A 19,319-nucleotide genomic window follows, 5' to 3' on the forward strand; every position below is an offset into this window, starting at 1 on the left:
CCCGGAAATCGAGTCCGGGGCGATGGGCGAGGCCTTCGGTGTTTTCATCGTCGACGATGGCCGGCGCGCGCTTCCCGTGCCGGCCGGACCTCAACAGTCGAGGGTCGTGTCGCGCTCCCACTGGGTCAGGTGACGGCAGTAATCGTCCCATTCCTGCCGCTTGAGCTTGAGGTAGCTCGGCACGAAGGAGCCCAGCGCCTCGTTGAGGACGCTGCTGGCCTCCAGGGCGCGCAGGGCATCGAGCAGGTTGAGCGGCAATTGCTTGACGCCCTCGACCTTGTGCCCGTCGGTGTACATGTTGATGTCGAGGCGCTGGCCCGGATCGCGCTGCTGGCGGATGCCGTCGAGGCCGGCCGCCAGAATGCCCGCCTGGAGCAGGTAGGGATTGGCCGCGCCGTCGGCGAGGCGGAACTCGAAGCGCCCGCCATCGGGGATGCGGATCATGTGGGTGCGGTTGTTGCCCGTATAGGTCACGGTGTTGGGGGCCCAGGTCGCGCCGGAGGTCGTGCGCGGGGCGTTGATGCGCTTGTAGGAATTCACGCAAGGATTGGTCAGGGCGGCCAGCGCGTCGGCCGAGTGGATCAGGCCGCCGATGAAGTGGTAGCCCTTGCGCGACATGCCGATCTCGTCCGACTCGTCGGCGAACACGTTCTGCCCGCCGCTCCAGAGCGAGACGTGAGCGTGGCAGCCGGAGCCGGTCAGGTCCATGAAGGGCTTGGGCATGAAGGTCGCGCGGAAGCCGTGCTTCTCGGCGATCGAGCGGGCCATGTACTTGAAGAAGGCGTGCCGGTCCGCGGTGATGAGGGCGTCGTCGTAGTCCCAGTTCATCTCGAACTGGCCGTTCGCGTCCTCGTGGTCGTTCTGGTAGGGCTTCCAGCCCAGGCTCAGCATCGCGTCGCAGATCTCGCTGATGACGTCGTAGCGGCGCATCAGGGCGGATTGGTCGTAGCAGGGCTTGGTCTGCTTGTCGGCGGTGTCGGCGGGTTCCGAGCCGCAGGGCGTGATCAGGAAGAACTCACACTCGACGCCGCTCTTCATCTGCAGCCCCTCGCGGGCGGCTTCCTTGATGAGGCGCTTGAGGATGTTGCGCGGGCCCTGCTCGACCGCCTTGCCGCCCATCACGAGGTCGGCGGGCAGCCAGCCCACCTCGGGTTTCCAGGGCAGCTGGATCAGGCCGGAGGGATCGGGCACGGCGAGCAGATCGGCATCGGCGGGGCTCATGTCGAGCCAGGTCGCAAAGCCGGCGAATCCCGCGCCGTTGCGGCATGTGCTGCCGATGGCGGCGGCCGGCACGAGCTTGGCGCGCTGGGTGCCGAACAGGTCGGTGTAGGAAACGAGGAAGTATTTGATGCCGCGCTCGCGGGCGGCAATTTCAAGTTCGTGCGTCATCGCAAGCACCCTCCCGGAGTCGGTGGATCGCGCCGGTTCGAAGAAAGAGAAAGGGCCGCCCTTCGAAGCTTCAGGGGCGGCCCTCGCACGTCACATGCCGGTCTTGCCGGGAACCCAGGTGGTGCCGGCCAGTGGTACCTGCGCCATGGCGGCGGCCTCGATGGTCAGCGCCACCAGATCCTCGGGTTCGAGGTTGTGCAGGTGACTCTTGCCGCAGGCGCGCGCGATGGTCTGGGCCTCCAGGGTCATCACCGCGAGGTAATTGGCGAGCCGCCGGCCGGCGAGTTCCGGATCGAGGCGCTTCATCAGCTCCGGATCCTGGGTGGTGATGCCGGCGGGGTCGCGCCCCTCGTGCCAATCGTCGTAGGCGCCGGCCGTGGTGCCCAGGGCCTCGTACTCGGCCTGCCAGCGGGGATCGTTGTCGCCCAGCGCGATCAGCGCGGCGGTGCCGATGGCGACCGCGTCGGCGCCGAGCGCCAGCGCCTTGGCCACGTCGGCCCCGGAGCGGATACCGCCGGAGACGATCAGCTGGACCTTGCGGTGCATGCCGAGGTCCTGCAGCGCCTGCACGGCGGGGCGGATCGCGGCCAGCGTCGGGATGCCGACATGCTCGATGAACACGTCCTGCGTCGCGGCAGTGCCGCCCTGCATGCCGTCGAGCACCACCACGTCGGCGCCGGACTTCACCGCGAGCGCGGTGTCGTAATAGGGCCGCGAGGCGCCGACCTTGACGTAGATCGGCTTCTCCCAATCGGTGATCTCGCGCAGCTCCTCGATCTTGATGGCGAGATCGTCCGGCCCGGTCCAATCCGGATGGCGGCAGGCGGAGCGCTGGTCGATGCCCGGCGGCAGGCAGCGCATGCCCGCGACGCGCTCGGTGATCTTCTGGCCGAGCAGCATGCCGCCGCCGCCGGGCTTGGCGCCCTGGCCGATCACCACCTCGATGGCGTCGGCCTTGCGCAGGTCATCCGGGTTCATGCCGTAGCGTGACGGCAGGTATTGGTAGACCAGGGTCTTGGAATGGCCGCGCTCCTCCGGGGTCATGCCGCCGTCGCCGGTGGTGGTGGAGGTGCCGGCGATGGAGGCGCCCCGCCCGAGCGCCTCCTTGGCATTGGCCGAGAGCGAGCCGAAGCTCATGCCGGCGATGGTCACCGGTGTCTTCAGGTGGATCGGCTTCTTGGCGAAGCGGCTACCCAGCACCACCTCGGTGCCGCAGCGCTCGCGGTAGCCTTCCAGCGGGTAGCGGCTGATCGAGGCGCCGAGGAACAGGAGGTCGTCGAAATGCGGCAGGGCGCGCTTCGCCCCGGCGCCGCGGATGTCGTAGATGCCGGTCGCCGCCGCGCGGCGGATCTCGGACATCACGTCGGGGGTGAAGGTCGCCGACAGGCGCGGCTTGGTGCGCGGCGTCTCGCGCGGATCCTTGGACGGACCCTTGGGATGCTCGGCCATCAGTAGGCTCCGGCGTTGTCGACGTGGAAGTGGTAGAGGGAGCGGGCCGAGCCGTAGCGGCGGAACTCGCTCGGGCTGACCTCGCCGGCCAAGCCGGCGGCGGCGAGCTTCTCGGCGATGTCCTTCAGGTGCTCGTCGCGCATCTCTTTCTCGATGCAGTCGGCGCCCAGGCTCGTCACCGAGCCGCGGACATAGAGCTTGGCCTCGTAGAGCGAGTCGCCCAGCGCCTCGCCCGCGTCGCCGAGCACGGTCAGCGTGCCGGCCTGAGCCATGAAGGCCGACATGTGGCCGACCGAGCCCTTCACGACGATGTCGATGCCCTTCATCGAGATGCCGCAGCGGGCGCCGGCATTGCCGTCGACGATGAGGAGGCCGCCATGGGCGGTGGCGCCGGCCGACTGGCTGGCATCGCCCCGCACGTGGACGAGGCCGGAGATCATGTTCTCGGCAACGCCCACGCCCGCATTGCCGTTGATCAGCACGGTCGCGAGCTTGTTCATGCCGGCGCAGTAATAGCCGACATTGCCCTCGATCTCGACGCTGATCGGTGCGTCGAGACCGGCCGCGATGGCGTGGGCCCCGTCCGGGCCGGTCACGGTCCAGTGGGTCTCGTTGGTGTCGGGCCGCAGGGCGTGCAGGGCCCGGTTCAACTCGCGCAGGGGCGCGGTTCTCAGGTCGAAGTTCGGCATCAGTGGCGCTCCCCGGAAGCGTGGTCGGCCGTGGTGCGTTCCCAGGCGTAGACTCGGGCCGGCTCCGGCTCGAACACGCGGGCTTGGTCGATGCCGGGCAGGCCGACCAGGGCCCGGTACTCGGAACCGAAGGCGACGTAGTCGTCGGTCTCGGCCATCACGGCCGGCTTGCAGGCGATCGGATCGCGCACCACGGCGAAGCCGTTCTCGGTGCCGACCACGAAGGTGAAGAAGCCGTCGAGGTCGTTCAGGCTCGATTCGAGCGCTTCCTTCAGAGAGGCGCCCTCGCGCATGCGCCAGCTGAGATAGCCGGCGGCGACCTCGGTGTCGTTCTGGGTGGCGAAGTTCAGGCCCTCGCGGCGCAGGCGGCGGCGCAGGTCGTTGTGGTTCGACAGCGAGCCGTTATGGACGAGGCACTCGTCGGTTCCCGTCGAGAACGGGTGGGCGCCGTTGGTCGTCACCGCGCTCTCGGTGGCCATGCGGGTATGGCCGATGCCGTGGGTGCCGGCCATGGTCTCGAGGGCGAAGCGCTCGGCGACGGAAGCCGGCAGGCCGACCTCCTTGTAGATCTCCATGCGCCGGCCCGCGCTCACCACATCGATGCCGGGGGCATGGGTCTTCAGCCAGGAGCGGATCTCCTCCTCGCGGCTTCCCGGAACGGCGAGGACGATGTGGGTGTCCCGCTCCGTCGCCGAGACGGAGAGGCCCAGCGCCTGCTCCAGCTTCGACACCGCCGCGCGCAGGGCCTCCGGGCCGGGGCCGCGCAGGGTCAGCTTCACGTCCGAGGAGGCCGAGACCCCGTCCGAGCCGTAGACCGCGAAGCCCGCGCTGTCGGGGCCGCGATCGGTCATCGTCTCCAGCATCTTCGACAGGAGGGCGCCGAGCTGCGGCTCAAGCTTTGGGTTCTTCAGAAATAGTCCGACTATCCCGCACATCGGTGTCGCCCCGTCTGTTCGTTCACTGGCGAAAGTGATCGCACGACACCGCTGCCGCGTCAATTATCAGGCACGAAAATTTCCTCTCATGAAACAGTGACGATGGCGATCGGCTCCGGCTGGCGCGGCGGCGCAGTCAGATCCCTGCGGCCTGCCGTCTCCGTCGTCGCTCCGCCCGTGACAGCTCATCGGCGCTGGCGAAGCCGGTGGCCGAGGCGATCTCAGCCCGGCTGAGGGCGCTCTCCCGGGCGAGCTGATGCGCCCGGTCGAGCCGCAGCGCCAGATAATGGCGGTGCAGCCCGCAGCCGAGCCCGTCGCGGAACAGGCGCTCCAGTTGCCGCGCCGAGACGCGGGCGAGATCCGCCAGGGCCTCGCGGGAGAGGGGGGATTCGAGATTGGCCTCCATGGCCGCCAGCACCCGCAGCAGGCGCGGATCGCGCACGCCGAATCGCTGCCGCAGATCCATCCGCTGCGGGCTCAGGCCCTCGCGGATTTGGTTGTGCAGGAACCAGTCGCTCACCCCCGCCGCGAGGCCGGCGCCGTGGTCGCGGCCGATCAGGTCGAGCATCAGGTCGAGGGCGGCGATGCCGCCGGAGCAGGTGATGCGGTCGCCCTGGATCTCGAACAGGGAGCGGACCACGTCGATCCCGGGGTAACGCTCTTCGAAGGCCGGGACGTGCTCCCAGTGCAGGGTGCAGCGTCGGCCGGCGAGCAGGCCGGCCCGGGCCAGGAGGTAGGGGCCGCCGGAGATCCCGCCCAGGGTCACGCCGCGCCGGGCGAGGCCCCGCAGCCAGGCGAAGAGCGACGGGTCGTCGAAGGACGCCGGATTGCCGCCGGCGCAGACGAAGACGCGGTCGGCGGCGATCTCGCCCGTGCCGACCGCGACATCGGTGAGGATGCCGAGCCCGTTCGAGGCCTGCACCATCCCGCCCCCCGGCGCCGCGTGCCACCAGCGATAGAGTTCGCAGCCCGACAGGGTGTTGGCCGCCCGCAGGGGTTCGACCGCCGCCGTGTAGGCCATCAGGGGAAAGTCCGGCACCAGCACGAAGCCCACCGTGAGGGGGGAAGGATCCTGGACCTGAGGAGGCTTGCGCCCCCGCCGGACCCGATCGGTCGGGGCGGTGTCGTCGTGCATTTCTGCGCGATTTGCCGGAAATCTGTCGTGAAATGCAAGTCTGTCCCTGTGAGACCTCGGATATGGCTGGGCTCACACCGGCAGAACTTTCGGCGAAGAGCGGATTCACCTCATGCGCTATTCACTCTTCAGCGTCCTCGGACAGGCCCTGCGCGGCCAGCGCGACTGGACGCCGCAATGGCGCGACGCGGCCCCGCGCGAGGCCTACGACGTGGTGATCGTCGGCGGCGGCGGCCACGGGCTCGCCACCGCCTATTACCTCGCCAAGGAGCACGGGATCACCAACGTCGCCGTGTTGGAGAAGAGCCATGTCGGCTCGGGTAATGTCGGGCGCAACACCACCATCGTGCGCTCGAATTACGGGTTGCCCGGCAACATCCCGTTCTACGAGCGCTCGATGAAGCTCTGGGAGGGGTTGGAGCAGGACATCAACTACAATGCCATGGTCAGCCAGCGCGGCGTCCTGAACCTGTTCCATTCGGATGGTCAGCGCGACGCCTATGCCCGGCGCGGCAACGCCATGCGGCTCGCCGGCATCGACGCGGAACTCCTCGACCGCGAGGGCGTGCGCCGTCTCGTGCCGTTCATCGACTTCGACAATGCCCGCTTCCCGGTGAAGGGCGGCCTGATCCAGCGCCGCGGCGGCACCGTGCGCCACGACGCGGTGGCCTGGGGCTATGCCCGCGCGGCAGATCTGCGCGGCGTCGACATCGTCCAGAACTGCGCCGTCACCGGCATCCGCCGCGAGGGCGGCCGCGTCACCGGCGTCGAGACCAGCCGCGGCTTCATCCGCGCCAAGAAGGTGGCGATCTCGGTGGCGGGCTCCTCCTCGCTGCTGGCGGGCATGGTGGACATGCGCCTGCCGATCGAGAGCCACGTGCTGCAGGCCTTCGTCAGCGAGGGCGTGAAGCCGCTGATCGATTGCGTGATGACCTTCGGCGCCGGCCATTTCTACGTCAGCCAGTCGGACAAGGGCGGCCTCGTCTTCGGCGGCGACATCGACGGCTACAATTCCTACGCCCAGCGCGGCAACCTGCACACCATCGAGGACGTGATGGAGGGCGGCATGGCGCTCTGGCCGGGGCTCGGCCGCCTGCGGCTGCTGCGCCACTGGGGCGGCATCATGGACATGTCGATGGACGGAAGCCCCATCATCGACCGCACCGATATCGGCGGCCTCTATCTCAATGCCGGCTGGTGCTACGGCGGCTTCAAGGCGACCCCGGCGGCGGGCTTCTGCTTCGCGCATCTCATCGCCCGCGACGAGCCGCATCAGGACGCGGCCGCCTACCGGCTCGACCGCTTCGCCACCGGTCATGTCATCGACGAGAAGGGCATGGGCGCGCAGCCCAACCTGCATTGAGGTCTTCCCAGCGTCGCCGGCTCGCGCCGACGACATCCGCCGCACGGGCGGCGACGCGCCGATGCGCTCGCGGAGCCCGCTCCGGCGGGCCCCGATTCCCAGAAGGACGACACGCCATGCGCATCCGATGCCCTTACTGCGGCGAGCGCGACAACGGGGAGTTCAGCTACCTCGGCGACGCCGCCCCCCAGCGCCCCGACGGCCTCGAAGCCTCGGCGGAGGCGATGCACGACTACGTCTACCTGCGCGACAACCCGGCAGGGACGATCCGCGAACTCTGGTACCACGCCTCCGGCTGCCGCTCCTGGCTGGTGGTGACCCGCGACACCCGCACCCACGCGATTGAATCGGTCGAGCCGGCCCGCGACGTCGCGCGGGCCCGCCGTTCGGGAGAGGCCGCATGACCACGCTCGCCCTTCAGCGCGCGGAGCCGCTCGGCTCCGCCTCCACCGCGCAAGCCTTCCGCACCGCCCAGGGCGGCCTGATCGAACGGCGCCGGACCCTGGACTTCACCTTCGACGGGAAGCGTCTCACCGGTTGCCACGGCGACACCCTCGCCTCGGCGCTGCTGGCCAACGGCGTGCGCCTCGTCGGCCGCTCGTTCAAGTATCACCGGCCCCGCGGCATCCTGACGGCGGGCTCGGAGGAGCCGAACGCCCTGGTCGAGCTGCGCTCCGGCGCCCGGCGCGAGCCCAACACCCGCGCCACCATGGCCGAGCTCTATGAGGGGCTGGAGGCCGCGAGCCAGAACCGCTGGCCCTCGCTGGCCGTCGATGCCCTGTCGGTCAACGCGCTGCTCGCCCCGGTCTTCGCGGCGGGCTTCTACTACAAGACCTTCATGTGGCCGGCTTCCCTGTGGGAGAAGCTGTACGAGCCGATGATCCGGCGCGCGGCCGGTCTCGGCCGGGCCGCCGACGCCCCCGATCCCGACATCTACGACCGCGCCCACGCCCATTGCGACGTGCTGGTGATCGGCGGCGGCCCGGCCGGCCTGTCGGCGGCGCTCGCCGCCGGCCGCTCCGGCGCCCGGGTGATCCTGGTCGACGAGGACTTCGTCACGGGCGGCCGCCTGCTGGCCGAGCGGCGCGAGATCGGCGGCGAGAGCGGGGCCGCGTGGGCCGCCCGCGCCGTCGCCGAGCTGCAGAGCCTGCCCGAGGTCCGCATCCTCTCCCGCACCACCCTGTTCGGTGTCTACGACCACGGTTCCTACGGCGCGGTGGAGCGGGTCTCCGACCATGTCGCGGTGCCGGCGGCCCATGCCCCGCGCCAGCGGCTGTGGCGGATCGTGGCCAAGCGCGCCGTGCTCGCCGCCGGCGCCCTCGAGCGCCCGCACGTCTTCGGTGGCAACGACCGGCCCGGCGTGATGCTGGCGGGTGCGGTGCGGACCTATCTCAACCGCTACGGCGTGCTGCCGGGCCGGCGGGTGGCCGTGTTCACCTCGAGCGACGACGGCTGGCGCACCGTGGCCGACGTGCTGGCTGCGGGCGGCACGGTCCCGGCGGTGATCGACACGCGCGCCTCGGTCCCGCCGCAGCTGCGGCGGATGGCGGAGGCCGCGGGCGCCCGGGTCGTCGTCGGCGGATACGTCGCCGGCACCAAAGGCCATCTCGGCCTCACCGCGATCCAGGTCGTGGACGGCTACGACAGCACCGAGACCATCGCCTGCGACTGCCTCGCCATGGCCAATGGCTGGAACCCGGTGGTCCACCTCGATTCGCACCTGTCGCGCAGGCCGGTCTGGAACGAGGCGATCCACGCCTTCGTGCCGGGCCCCCTGCCCTCCGGCATGAGAGCCGTCGGCGCCGCCGCCGGCCTGTTCAGCCTCTCCGGCTGCCTGGAGAGCGGGGCGCGGGCCGGCGCCGAGGCGGCGACGGATTGCGGCTTCGCGGCCTCGGCCGAGCCCGCCCCCGCGACCGATCCCGAGAGCGAGGGGCACATTCCCCTGTGGCGGGTGCCTCGACCGAAGGGCAAGGCCTTCGCCGATTTCCAGAACGACGTGGCGGCGACCGATGTCGAACTCGCCCACCGCGAGGGTTTTCGCGCCGTCGAGCTCCTGAAGCGCTACACCACGCTCGGGATGGCGACCGACCAGGGCAAGACCTCGAACCTCGCCGGCCTGTCGATCATGGCCGAGCTGACCGGCCAGAGCATCCCGAGCGTCGGCACCACGGTGTTCCGGCCGCCCTTCACCCCGGTCGCCATCGGCGCCTTCGCCGGCCATCACCGGGGCAAGGATTTCCGGGCGACCCGCTACGTCCCGTCCCATGCCTGGGCCGAGGAGAATGGCGGCGTCTTCGTCGAGACCGGCCTGTGGCTGCGCCCGGCCTACTTCCCCAAGGCCGGCGAGACCGACTGGCTGGAGACGGTGGTGCGGGAGGTCGAGACCGTGCGTGCCCGCGTCGGCGTCTGCGACGTGACCACCCTCGGCAAGATCGACATCCAGGGCCGCGATGCCCTCGCCTTCATCGAGCGGGTCTGCGCCAACCCCTTCGCGACGCTGCCGGTCGGCAAGGCCCGCTACGCCGTGCTCCTGCGCGAGGACGGCTTCGTCCTCGACGACGGCACCATCGCGCGGCTGGCTGAGACGCATTACGTCATGACCGCCTCGACGGCGAACGCCGCCAAGGTGATGCAGCATCTCGAATTCTGCCGGCAATGGCTCTGGCCGGAGCTCGACGTGCAGCTCGCCTCGGTGAGCGAGCAATGGGCCCAGTACGCCGTGGCCGGTCCCCGCGCCCGCGACACCCTGCGCCGGGTGATCGATCCCGGCTTCGACATCGGCAACGAGGCCTTCCCGTTCCTGGCCTGCGCCGACGTCACCGTCGGCGGCGGCATCCCGGCGCGGCTGTTCCGCATCTCGTTCTCGGGCGAACTCGCCTACGAGCTGGCGGTGCCGGCGGCCTACGGCGATGCCGCGTGGCGGGCGCTGATGCAGGCGGGCCTGCCCTACGGCATCACCGCCTACGGCTCGGAGGCGCTCTCGGTGATGCGCATCGAGAAGGGCCACGCGGCCGGCGCCGAGATCAATGGCCAGACCACCGCCCGCGATCTCGGCCTCGGCGGCATGCTGGCCAAGAAGAAGGATTATGTCGGCCGCCTGATGAAGGAGCGCCCTGCCCTGACCGATCCGGATCGGCCGATGCTGGTGGGCTTCCGCCCGGTCGAGCCCGGCGCGCGGCTGCGGGCGGGGGCGCATTTCCTCGCCCTCGGCGCCGCACCGAGCCTGGAGGCGGACGAGGGCGTGATGACCTCGGTCGCCTATTCGCCGAGCCTGAAATCCTGGATCGGCATCGGTCTGATCCGGCGCGGGCCGGAGCGCCACGGCGAGCGGGTGCGGGCCTACGATCCGGTGCGCGACGCCGATGTCGAGGTCGAGATCTGCTCGCCCGTCTTCGTGGATCCCAAGGAGGAGAAGCTGCGTGTCTGAGCCGGCAACGACCCCAACGCCCGCCTTCCTCTGGCGGCCCCGCGGTGCCTGGGAGGGCATCGCGAAAATCGGGGGGCACGGCGCATCGGCCGATGCACCGGGGATCCGCCTGACCCTGAGGGAGGGGCAGGGCCTCGCCACCATCGTCGCCGCCGATGGCCGCGAGGCCGACCTCCGGGCCATCCTGGCGGAGCGTTTCGGCCTGTCCGTGCCGGAGGCCGGTGCGACCGCCTTCGACGGCGAGCGCGGCCTGGTCTGGTCGGCGCCCGGTCAGTGGCTCGCGGTCTCGCCGACGCGGCAGGGCTTTGACGCTTTGCCCGCAGCGCTGCAGGGCGTGGCCGCCGTGACCGACCAGAGCGACGGGCGTGCCCTGGTGCGGGTGTCGGGGCCGAAGGCCCGCACCCTGCTCGCCAAGGGCGTGGCGATCGACCTGCATCCCCGCGCCTTCGGGCCGGGCCGGGCGGCGGTGACGAGCATCGCCCATATCGGCGTGCAGTTCTGGCAGCGCGATGCGGGCCCGACCTACGACATCGCCGTGGCGCGCAGCTTCGCCGGCAGCTTCTGGGGCTGGCTCGAACATGCGGCGGCCGAGTTCGGCTACGAGGTCGCGTGAGGCGGCCTCCGCTTGACGACTTCGGTCGCTGCTCCGTCATTGCGAGGCGGAGCCGTGGCAATCCAGGGCGCCGGACTGTCCGGTCCGGTCGCGCCGCTGGACCGCTTCGCTGACGCCCACGATGACGAAGTGCGGCAGATCCCGAGGTGATCCACCGCAAACCGCATCAGCCGTCCTACCCGACCCCGGTCGGCCCATCGATCACCCGCCGCACCCGGCGGGCCAGCTCCATGCGCTTGTAGGGCTTGTTGATGATCTCGAACTCGGTGCCGCCGGCATCCGTGCGCTCCAGCGAGGCCTCGGCGTAGCCGGTGGTGAGCAGCACCTTGATCTTGGGCTGGCGCTCCCGCGCGGCGCGGGCCAGCATCACGCCGTTCATGCCGCCGGGCATGATCAGGTCGGTGAACAGGACATCGATGCGCGCCTCGCTGTCCAGGATCTCGATGGCCGCTCTGGGGCTGTCGACCACCAAGACCTTGTAGCCGAAATCCCCCAGGATGGTGCCGGCGACCGCCGCCACGTCCGGGCGGTCGTCGACGACGAGCACCGTCTCCGTCCCGTGCCGGTCGGCGGCGCGGATCGAGGGCTTCGCCTCTTCCTCGGCCTTCTGGTCGGAAGCGGGGAACAGCAGCCGCACCGTCGTCCCGTGGCCGACCTCGGAATAGATCTTCACCGAGCCGCCGGATTGCTTGGCGAAGCCGTAGACCATGGCGAGCCCGAGCCCCGTGCCCTTGCCCTCACCCTTGGTGGTGAAGAACGGCTCCATCACCCGAGTGAGGATCTCGGGCGGCATGCCGATCCCGGTATCGGTGACCGAGACCACCACATAGGCGCCGGGCGGCACGGTCTTGTAGAGGGCGGTGTCCTCGTCCTCGATCAGCAGGTTCTCGGACTTGACCGTGACCGTGCCCCCGTCCGGCATCGCGTCGCGGGCATTGATGAGCACGTTCAACAGGGCGACTTCGGCCTGGGTCGGATCGATGCGGGTCGTCCACAGATCCGCCGCCAGCGCGGTCTTCAGGACGACGCTCTCGCCGAGGGTGCGGTCGGCGATCTCGCTCATGTTCTCGACGAGGCCGTTGAGGTTGAGGATCCGCCCCTCCAGCCGCTGCTTGCGCGAGAAGGCGAGGAGCTGGTGGGTGAGCTTGGCGGCCCGCTCGGTCGCCGCCCGCACCGCCTCGCCGGCCCGCCGCATCCGCGCCATGTCGAGGGTCGGATGGTCGAGCAGGGCGAGCATCACCTCGTTATGGCCCGACATGACCTGCAGCAGGTTGTTGAAGTCGTGGGCGATGCCGCCGGTCAGCTGACCCAGGCTCTCCATCTTCTGGGCTTGGTGGAGCGATTCCTCCGCGTCGCGGCGGCGCGACACGTCGAGCTGCGAGCCGAAGAAATAGACGAGGTCGCCCGAGCGGTTGAAGACCGGACTGACGAACAGCGCGTTCCAGAACGAGGAGCCGTCCTTGCGGTAGTTCAGGATTTCGGAGGCGAATTCGCGGTGTTCCCTGACGGCGTCGCGCACCTCCGCCACGGTGTCCCGGTCGGTCTCCGGCCCCTGCAGGAACCGGCAATTGCGCCCGATCAGCTCGTCGGCGGTGTAGCCGGTCATGCGGATGAAGGCACGATTGGCGAAGATGATCGGATTGTCCGGCTGGTGCGGATCCGTGACGATCATCGGCATGCGCGTCGTCTCGACGGCCGCGAAGAAGATGTCGTGGTGCTGATCGACCACGCCGGACGGCCCGCTGCCCGTCACGGGTATGCGGGGTCCGGGAGCCTTCGGCTTCTCGGGCGAGGAGGGCATCGGTTTTCCCAGCGGGTGCGACCCACCGGGCCGGATTGCGCCTATCAAACCGATGTTACAGCAGCCCGTTCCATAAGAAATGCGGTTTGAGCGGGGCGCGAACGACATAAGGCCGCAGCGGCGGGTTCGGATACTCGAACCCGCCGAAGACAGTCATGCCAAATCCGGTTGATCCGGTCGGGATGGCGGATTCGGGCTTCGCTCAAATGCCGCGCGGGCTTGCTGAGACGGAATCCGCTCTCATCGAGCGATTCCGTCTCAGACGTGGATCGCCCGCTTGTCGACGGCGAGCGCCGCTTCCTTGATCGCCTCCGTCAGCGTCGGGTGGGCGTGGCAGGTGCGGGCGATGTCCTCGGCGGAAGCCGCGAACTCCATCGCCACCGCGACCTCGGCGATGAGATTGCCGGCATCCGCCCCGACGATGTGCACGCCGAGCACGCGGTCGCTCTCGGCATCCGCCAGGATCTTCACGAAGCCGTCGGTGGTGCCGTTGGCCTTGGCGCGGCCGTTCGCCGTGAAGGGGAACTTGCCGACATTGTAGGTGATGCCGTCCTTCTTCAGCTCCTCCTCGGTCTTGCCGACCGAGGCGACCTCCGGGAAGGTGTAGACGACGTTCGGGATCACCCCGTAATTCACGTGGCCCGACTGGCCGGCCAGGGTCTCGGCCACCGCGACGCCCTCGTCCTCCGCCTTGTGGGCCAGCATCGGCCCGGCGATCACGTCGCCGATGGCGTAGATGCCGGTGACGTTGGTGGCGTAGTGCCCGTCCGTCTCGATGCGGCCCTTGTCGTCGGTCGCCACGCCGACCGTCTCCAGCCCGAGCCCTTCCGTGTAGGGCACGCGGCCGATGGCCACGAGCACCACGTCGGCCTCCAGCGTCTCGGCCTCGCCGCCCTTGGCCGGCTCGACGGTGACGGTCGCCCCGGTCTCGGTCTTGGCGACGCCGGTCACCTTGGTCGACAGCTTGAAGACCAGGCCCTGCTTGGCGAGGATGCGCTGGAACTGCTTGCCGACCTCGCCATCCATCCCCGGCAACACCCGGTCGAGATACTCGATCACCGTCACCTCGGCGCCGAGACGGCGCCAGACCGAGCCGAGTTCGAGCCCGATCACGCCGGCGCCGATGACGACGAGCTTCTTCGGCACGGTGCTGAGTTCGAGGGCGCCGGTGGAGGAGACCACCGTCTTCTCGTCGATCTCGACGCCGGGGAGCCGCGTCACGTCGGAGCCGGTGGCGATGACGATGTTCTTGGTTTCCAGCATCTGGTTGCCGCCGTCGTCCGAGATCACCTCGACGCGGCCCGCCCCGGCGATGCGGCCGCGCCCGTGATAGGCATCGACCTTGTTCTTCTTGAGCAGGAACTCGACACCCTTGGTGTTGCCGTCGACCCCGCCCTGCTTGAACGCCTGCATCTTCTTCAGGTCGAGCTTGGGCGTACCGACATCGATGCCCAGATCGGCAAAGTGCTTGTTGGCTTCCTCGAAGGCCTCGGAGGCGTGCAGCAGCGCCTTCGAGGGGATGCAGCCGACATTGAGGCAGGTGCCGCCATGGGTGGCCCGCTTCTCGACCACGGCGGTCTTGAGCCCGAGCTGGGCCGCCCGGATGGCGCAGACATAGCCGCCGGGGCCGGTGCCGATGACGACGAGATCGTAGGACATGCGTTCAGAGCTCGCGGATCGTGGCAGGCCGCGCCGGGCCCGCAGGAAGTCCGGCACGCGGGGTCAGATCCCCGCGCGACGCGATGGGGCGGGGAGAGACCGGATCAGAGATCCAGCACGAGGCGTGCCGGATCCTCCAGCGCCTCCTTGACGCGAACGAGGAAGGTCACGGCCTCCTTCCCGTCGACGATGCGGTGATCGTAGGAGAGCGCGAGATACATCATCGGCCGCGCCTCGATCTTGCCGCCCCGCACGACCGGGCGCTCCTCGATCCGGTGCATGCCGAGGATGCCGGATTGCGGCGCATTGAGGATCGGCGTCGACATCAGCGAGCCGTAGATGCCGCCATTGGTGATGGTGAAGGTGCCGCCCTGCATCTCCTCGATGGAGAGCTTGCCCTCGCGCGCCTTCTTGCCGAAGCCGGCGATCTTCTTCTCGATGCCGGCGATCGACAGGTCGTCGGCATCCTTCACCACCGGCACGACGAGGCCCTTATCGGTGCCGACGGCGATGCCGATGTGGTAGTAGTTCTTGTAGACGAGATCCTGTCCGTCGATCTCGGCATTGACCGCCGGCACGTCCTTGAGGGCGCCGATCACCGCCTTGGTGAAGAAGCCCATGAAGCCGAGCTTGGTGCCGTGCTTCTTCTCGAAGATGTCCTTGTATTGCGCGCGGAGCGCCATCACCGCGCCCATGTCCACGTCGTTGAACGTGGTCAGCATCGCCGCATTATCCTGGGCGCTCTTGAGGCGCTTGGCGATGGTCTGGCGCAGCTTGGTCATCCGCACCCGCTCCTCGCGGGCGGCGTCGTCCGGCGCCGAGGGGGCGCGGGGCGGAGGCGGAGCCTTGGCCTCCTGCTTGTCGCCACCTTTGGCGATGGCGGCGAGCATGTCGCCCTTGGTCACGCGGCCGTCCTTGCCGCTGCCGTTGAGGCCCGACGGATCGACACCGGATTCGCGGGCGAGCTTGGCCACCGCCGGGCCGCTCTCGTCGGCGGAGCGACCGCCGGCCGGCGGGGCATCGCCGTGGCTGCCGTAGGAGGCGGAGGAACCTTGTGCCGGCGCCTCCGACTTGGCGGGCTTGGCCTCGCCCTTCTCCTCGCGGCTCTGCGCCTTGGTCTCGGCCGGCTCGGCGCTCTTCGGGGCCGGCTTCGACTCGGACTTGGCCGCGCCTTTGCCGCCCTCGACGATCGAGCCCAGCACCGCGCCGGGCTCCACCGTCTCGCCGTCCTTCACGAGGATCTCGCCGAGCTGGCCCGCCGCCGGAGCGTTGACCTCGAGGGTCACCTTGTCGGTTTCGAGCTCCACCAGCGGCTCGTCGGCGGCGACGGTGTCGCCGGGCTGCTTGAACCAGCGGCCGATCGTGGCCTCGCTTACGGATTCGCCGAGCGTCGGAACGAGGATATCGGTCGCCATGGTCTTGTCTTCACCGAGGTTGCGGGGCGCGTGCGGGCGCGGCACCCGGTTGGTGGTGGGGTCGTCTGTAAGGGGGACGCGGGCGGCTCAGACCGCCAGCGCCTCGTTGAGGAACGCCTGGAGCTGGGCGAGGTGTTTCGACATCAGGCCGACCGCCGTCGAGGCCGAGGCCGGGCGGCCGACATAGCGCGCCCGCTTCGAGGCGGAGCCGGCCTGGCCCAGCACCCAATCGAGATAGGGCTCGACGAAGGTCCAGGAGCCCATGTTCTTGGGCTCTTCCTGGCACCACACCACCTCCGCGTTGCGGAAGCGGGTCATCTCGTTGGCCAAAGCCTTGAGCGGGAACGGATAGAGCTGCTCGACGCGCATCAGGTAGACGTCGTTGACGCCGCGCTTCTCCCGCTCCTCGTAGAGGTCGTAATAGACCTTGCCCGAGCAGAGCACGACGCGGCGGATCTTGTCGTCGCGCACGAGCTTCACGCCGCTCTCGTCCTGCTCCGCGTCGTCCCACAGGATGCGGTGGAAGGTGGAGCCTTCGGCGATGTCGTCGAGCTTCGAGACCGCCCGCTTGTGGCGCAGCAGCGATTTCGGCGTCATCAGGATCAGCGGCTTGCGGAAATCGCGCTTCAGCTGCCGCCGCAGGATGTGGAAGTAGTTCGACGGCGTCGAGCAGTTGGCGACCTGCATGTTGTCCTCGGCGCACATCTGGAGATAGCGCTCCAGACGGGCGGAGGAATGCTCCGGCCCCTGGCCCTCGTAGCCGTGCGGCAGCAGCATCACGAGGCCGGACATGCGCAGCCACTTGCGCTCGCCCGATGAGATGAACTGGTCGATGACGACCTGCGCGCCGTTGGCGAAGTCGCCGAACTGCGCCTCCCACAGCACCAGGGAGTTGGGTTCGGCCAGCGAGTAGCCGTACTCGAAGCCGAGCACCGCCTCCTCGGAGAGCATCGAGTTGATGACCTCCAGGCTCGCCTGCCCCTCGCGCACGTGGTTGAGCGGCGTGTAGCGCTGCTCGTTCTCCTGATCGATCACCACGGCGTGGCGCTGGGAGAAGGTGCCGCGCTCCACGTCCTGCCCCGACAGGCGGACACGGTGGCCCTCGACCAGCAGCGAGCCGAAGGCCAGGGCCTCGGCCGTCGCCCAATCGATGCCGATTCCGGTCTCGACCGCCTTGGCGCGGTTGTCGAAGAAACGCTGGATCGTCCGGTGCAGGTGGAAGCCCGGCGGGGGCGTGGTGATGCGCGTGGCGATGTCGCGCAGGGTCTCGGCCGGCACGCCGGTGCGGCCGCGGCGGGGATCGTCCACATCCTCGCGCACCGCCTTGAAGCCGGACCAGCGCCCGTCGAGCCAATCGGCCTTGTTGGCCTTGTAGTTGCCGGCGACGTCGAGCTCGCTCTCCAGCATCGCCCGGAACTCGGCCTTGCGCGCGTCGAGCTGCTCCTGGGTCAGGTCGCCCTGCTCGACCAGCTTCTTGCCGTAGGTCTCCAGCACGGTCGGATGCTTGCGGATCCGCTGGTACATCTTCGGCTGGGTGAAGGCCGGCTCGTCGCCCTCGTTATGGCCGAAGCGGCGGTAGCACAGCATGTCGATCACGACCGGCTTGCCGAATTTCTGGCGGTACTCGGTCGCGACCTTGGCGGCGAAGGTCACGGCCTCGGGGTCGTCGCCGTTGCAGTGGAAGATCGGCGCTTCCACCATCTTGGCGACATCCGAGGGGTAGGGCGAAGACCGCGAAAAACGCGGATCGGTGGTGAAGCCGATCTGGTTGTTGATGATGAAGTGGATCGAGCCGCCGGTGCGGTGACCCTTCAGGCCGGACAGGCCGAAGCATTCCGCCACCACGCCCTGGCCGGCGAAGGCCGCGTCGCCGTGGATCAGGAGCGGCAGCACCTTGCGGCGCTCGACGTTCGGCTTGGCCTTCTGGTCCTGCTTGGCGCGCACCTTCCCCAGCACCACCGGATCGACGATCTCGAGGTGGGACGGGTTGGCGGTGAGCGAGAGGTGGACGTTGTTGTCGTCGAAGGTGCGGTCGGAGGAAGCGCCGAGATGGTACTTCACGTCGCCCGAGCCCTCGACCTCGGCCGGTGAGGCCGAGCCGCCCTTGAACTCGTGGAACACCGCCCGGAAGGGCTTCGCCATCACGTTGGTGAGCACGTTCAGCCGGCCGCGATGGGCCATGCCGAGCACGATCTCCTCGACGCCGAGCGCGCCGCCGCGCTTGATGATCTGCTCCAGCGCCGGGACCATCGACTCGCCGCCGTCGAGGCCGAAGCGCTTGGTGCCGGTGTATTTCAGGTCGAGGAACTTCTCGAAGCCCTCGGCCTCGATCAGCTTGTTCAGGATCGCGCGACGCCCTTCCGGCGTGAACGAGATCTCCTTGTCCTTGCCCTCGATGCGCTCCTGGATCCACGCCTTCTCCTCGGGATCGGAGATGTGCATGAACTCGACGCCGAGCGTCTGGCAGTAGGTGCGCTCCAGGATGCCGACGATCTCGCGGATCGTCGAGAATTCCATGCCGAGCACGTTGTCGAGGAAGATCGGGCGGTCCCAGTCGCTCTCCTGGAAGCCGTAATGCTGCGGATGCAGCTCCTCGTGGTCGCCGCGCGGCGCCAGCCCGATCGGGTCGAGCTTGGCGTGGAGGTGGCCGCGCATGCGGTAGGCGCGGATCAGCATGATCGCGCGCACGGAATCCTTGGTGGCCTGCTCGACCGAGACGCCGGTGGCCGCGACGATGGCCGCGCCCTTGGCCGAGTCGCCGGGTTTGCCGGGCTGGGCCTTGGCCTGGATCTTCTCGCCGACCGCCTTTTCCAGCGCGCCCCAATTGCCGTCGAGGGCGGAGACGATCTCGCCGTTGAGCGGCACCGGCCAGTTCGGCTTGGCCCAGGAGGCGCCCTCGGCGTTCTTCTTCACCAGGGCGGTGTCTTCGCCCAGTTCCTTGAAGAAGGTCTGCCACTCGGGATCGACCGAGTTCGGGTCGCGGGCATAGGCCGCCTGCAATTCCTCGATCCAGGCGGCGTTGGCGCCGTAGAGGAAGGAGGTTTGGAGAAGGGCTTCGTTCGCGTCCTGGCGTGCCATCGCTGCCTGTCCTACCGCTCGGGCGGCGCTGTCCTCAGCCTGCCGCCCCATCGAGTCCGATCCGGCGCGCCCTATGGGAGCAGGGCGTTAACGCCCCGCTTCGCGCCTCCGGACACAGCCGGGACGCGGAGGCGCCCCGGCTGTTGCTTGCATATGGGTCGCCCGAGCTTGCGTGCAGTGCAACACAGCCGCGCGGAACCCTGTTACAGACCGGCTCAACCCTTCAGCACCTCGACCAGCGTGCGGCCGAGACGGGCCGGCGACGGCGAGACGCGGATGCCGGCGGCTTCCATCGCCGCGATCTTGTCCTCGGCGCCGCCCTTGCCGCCGGAGATGATCGCGCCGGCATGGCCCATGCGGCGGCCC

The 19,319-nt window shown here is 69.3% G+C and carries 13 protein-coding genes and 1 pseudogene; 4 read left to right on the forward strand and 10 right to left on the reverse strand.

Translation table 11 applies throughout. From position 1 onward, the window contains the following. Positions 1-90: 90 nt before the first annotated feature. The 5 genes from glnT to MZTS_RS08130 all read right to left on the reverse strand — a co-directional run bounded on the left by glnT (position 91) and on the right by MZTS_RS08130 (position 5,597). A complete protein-coding gene (gene glnT, locus MZTS_RS08110; RefSeq protein WP_009864935.1) occupies positions 91-1,389 on the reverse strand; it encodes a type III glutamate--ammonia ligase in 1,299 nt (432 codons plus the stop codon). A gap of 90 nt (positions 1,390-1,479) precedes the next feature. Further along, entirely contained in the window at positions 1,480-2,838 is a 1,359-nt protein-coding gene (locus tag MZTS_RS08115; protein ID WP_192283123.1) for an FMN-binding glutamate synthase family protein, read from the reverse strand. Next, on the reverse strand, positions 2,838-3,527 hold the full coding sequence (locus tag MZTS_RS08120; protein ID WP_009864881.1) for a GltB/FmdC/FwdC-like GXGXG domain-containing protein: 690 nt from the start codon (positions 3,525-3,527) through the stop codon (positions 2,838-2,840). The genes MZTS_RS08115 and MZTS_RS08120 overlap by 1 nt, the downstream gene beginning before the upstream one ends. Beyond that, entirely contained in the window at positions 3,527-4,462 is a 936-nt protein-coding gene (locus tag MZTS_RS08125; RefSeq protein WP_192283125.1) for a class II glutamine amidotransferase, read from the reverse strand. The genes MZTS_RS08120 and MZTS_RS08125 overlap by 1 nt, the downstream gene beginning before the upstream one ends. Positions 4,463-4,598: 136 nt before the next feature. After that, on the reverse strand, positions 4,599-5,597 hold the full coding sequence (locus MZTS_RS08130; protein ID WP_009867194.1) for a GlxA family transcriptional regulator: 999 nt from the start codon (positions 5,595-5,597) through the stop codon (positions 4,599-4,601). Positions 5,598-5,709: 112 nt separating this feature from the next. On the opposite strand from MZTS_RS08130, the gene MZTS_RS08135 reads away from it, so the two are divergent. The 4 genes from MZTS_RS08135 (at position 5,710) to MZTS_RS08150 (ending at position 11,000) form a co-directional block, all read left to right on the forward strand. Further along, positions 5,710-6,960, forward strand: a complete 1,251-nt coding sequence (locus MZTS_RS08135) for a sarcosine oxidase subunit beta family protein (RefSeq protein WP_009867193.1) — start codon at positions 5,710-5,712, stop codon at positions 6,958-6,960. A gap of 116 nt (positions 6,961-7,076) precedes the next feature. Next, a complete protein-coding gene (locus MZTS_RS08140) occupies positions 7,077-7,364 on the forward strand; it encodes a sarcosine oxidase subunit delta (RefSeq protein WP_009867192.1) in 288 nt (95 codons plus the stop codon). After that, positions 7,361-10,387 carry a sarcosine oxidase subunit alpha family protein gene (locus MZTS_RS08145; RefSeq protein WP_192283128.1) on the forward strand — a complete coding sequence of 1,009 codons (3,027 nt, stop codon included), beginning with the start codon at positions 7,361-7,363 and terminating at the stop codon, positions 10,385-10,387. The genes MZTS_RS08140 and MZTS_RS08145 overlap by 4 nt, the downstream gene beginning before the upstream one ends. After that, a complete protein-coding gene (locus MZTS_RS08150) occupies positions 10,380-11,000 on the forward strand; it encodes a sarcosine oxidase subunit gamma family protein (protein WP_009866722.1) in 621 nt (206 codons plus the stop codon). Before MZTS_RS08145 ends, MZTS_RS08150 begins: the two co-directional genes overlap by 8 nt. 175 nt (positions 11,001-11,175) lie before the next feature. Here MZTS_RS08150 and MZTS_RS08155 read toward each other — a convergent pair whose 3' ends face one another. The 5 genes and pseudogenes from MZTS_RS08155 to MZTS_RS08175 form a co-directional block, all read right to left on the reverse strand. Then, a complete protein-coding gene (locus MZTS_RS08155) occupies positions 11,176-12,801 on the reverse strand; it encodes a hybrid sensor histidine kinase/response regulator (RefSeq protein WP_192283130.1) in 1,626 nt (541 codons plus the stop codon). A gap of 258 nt (positions 12,802-13,059) precedes the next feature. Continuing rightward, entirely contained in the window at positions 13,060-14,460 is a 1,401-nt protein-coding gene (gene lpdA, locus MZTS_RS08160) for a dihydrolipoyl dehydrogenase (protein WP_192283131.1), read from the reverse strand. A 104-nt stretch (positions 14,461-14,564) separates the two neighbouring features. After that, on the reverse strand, positions 14,565-15,875 hold the full coding sequence (gene odhB, locus MZTS_RS08165; protein WP_192283132.1) for a 2-oxoglutarate dehydrogenase complex dihydrolipoyllysine-residue succinyltransferase: 1,311 nt from the start codon (positions 15,873-15,875) through the stop codon (positions 14,565-14,567). 87 nt (positions 15,876-15,962) lie between these two features. After that, positions 15,963-18,953 carry a 2-oxoglutarate dehydrogenase E1 component gene (locus MZTS_RS08170; RefSeq protein ID WP_192283133.1) on the reverse strand — a complete coding sequence of 997 codons (2,991 nt, stop codon included), beginning with the start codon at positions 18,951-18,953 and terminating at the stop codon, positions 15,963-15,965. A 215-nt stretch (positions 18,954-19,168) separates the two neighbouring features. Then, a pseudogene (locus tag MZTS_RS08175) lies at positions 19,169-19,319 on the reverse strand (succinate--CoA ligase subunit alpha); the annotation flags it as partial.

The sequence above is a fragment of the Methylorubrum zatmanii genome (genome assembly GCF_014845115.1).
Lineage (GTDB): Bacteria > Pseudomonadota > Alphaproteobacteria > Rhizobiales > Beijerinckiaceae > Methylobacterium > Methylobacterium zatmanii.

What these genes read in the sequence shown, in the direction of transcription:
- glnT (WP_009864935.1), bottom strand. Translation starts at nt 1,389, where the DNA reads ATGACGCACGAACTTGAAATTGCCGCCCGCGAGCGCGGCATCAAATAC.
- MZTS_RS08115 (WP_192283123.1), bottom strand. Translation starts at nt 2,838, where the DNA reads ATGGCCGAGCATCCCAAGGGTCCGTCCAAGGATCCGCGCGAGACGCCG.
- MZTS_RS08120 (WP_009864881.1), bottom strand. Translation starts at nt 3,527, where the DNA reads ATGCCGAACTTCGACCTGAGAACCGCGCCCCTGCGCGAGTTGAACCGG.
- MZTS_RS08125 (WP_192283125.1), bottom strand. Translation starts at nt 4,462, where the DNA reads ATGTGCGGGATAGTCGGACTATTTCTGAAGAACCCAAAGCTTGAGCCG.
- MZTS_RS08130 (WP_009867194.1), bottom strand. Translation starts at nt 5,597, where the DNA reads ATGCACGACGACACCGCCCCGACCGATCGGGTCCGGCGGGGGCGCAAG.
- MZTS_RS08135 (WP_009867193.1), top strand. Translation starts at nt 5,710, where the DNA reads ATGCGCTATTCACTCTTCAGCGTCCTCGGACAGGCCCTGCGCGGCCAG.
- MZTS_RS08140 (WP_009867192.1), top strand. Translation starts at nt 7,077, where the DNA reads ATGCGCATCCGATGCCCTTACTGCGGCGAGCGCGACAACGGGGAGTTC.
- MZTS_RS08145 (WP_192283128.1), top strand. Translation starts at nt 7,361, where the DNA reads ATGACCACGCTCGCCCTTCAGCGCGCGGAGCCGCTCGGCTCCGCCTCC.
- MZTS_RS08155 (WP_192283130.1), bottom strand. Translation starts at nt 12,801, where the DNA reads ATGCCCTCCTCGCCCGAGAAGCCGAAGGCTCCCGGACCCCGCATACCC.
- lpdA (WP_192283131.1), bottom strand. Translation starts at nt 14,460, where the DNA reads ATGTCCTACGATCTCGTCGTCATCGGCACCGGCCCCGGCGGCTATGTC.
- odhB (WP_192283132.1), bottom strand. Translation starts at nt 15,875, where the DNA reads ATGGCGACCGATATCCTCGTTCCGACGCTCGGCGAATCCGTAAGCGAG.
- MZTS_RS08170 (WP_192283133.1), bottom strand. Translation starts at nt 18,953, where the DNA reads ATGGCACGCCAGGACGCGAACGAAGCCCTTCTCCAAACCTCCTTCCTC.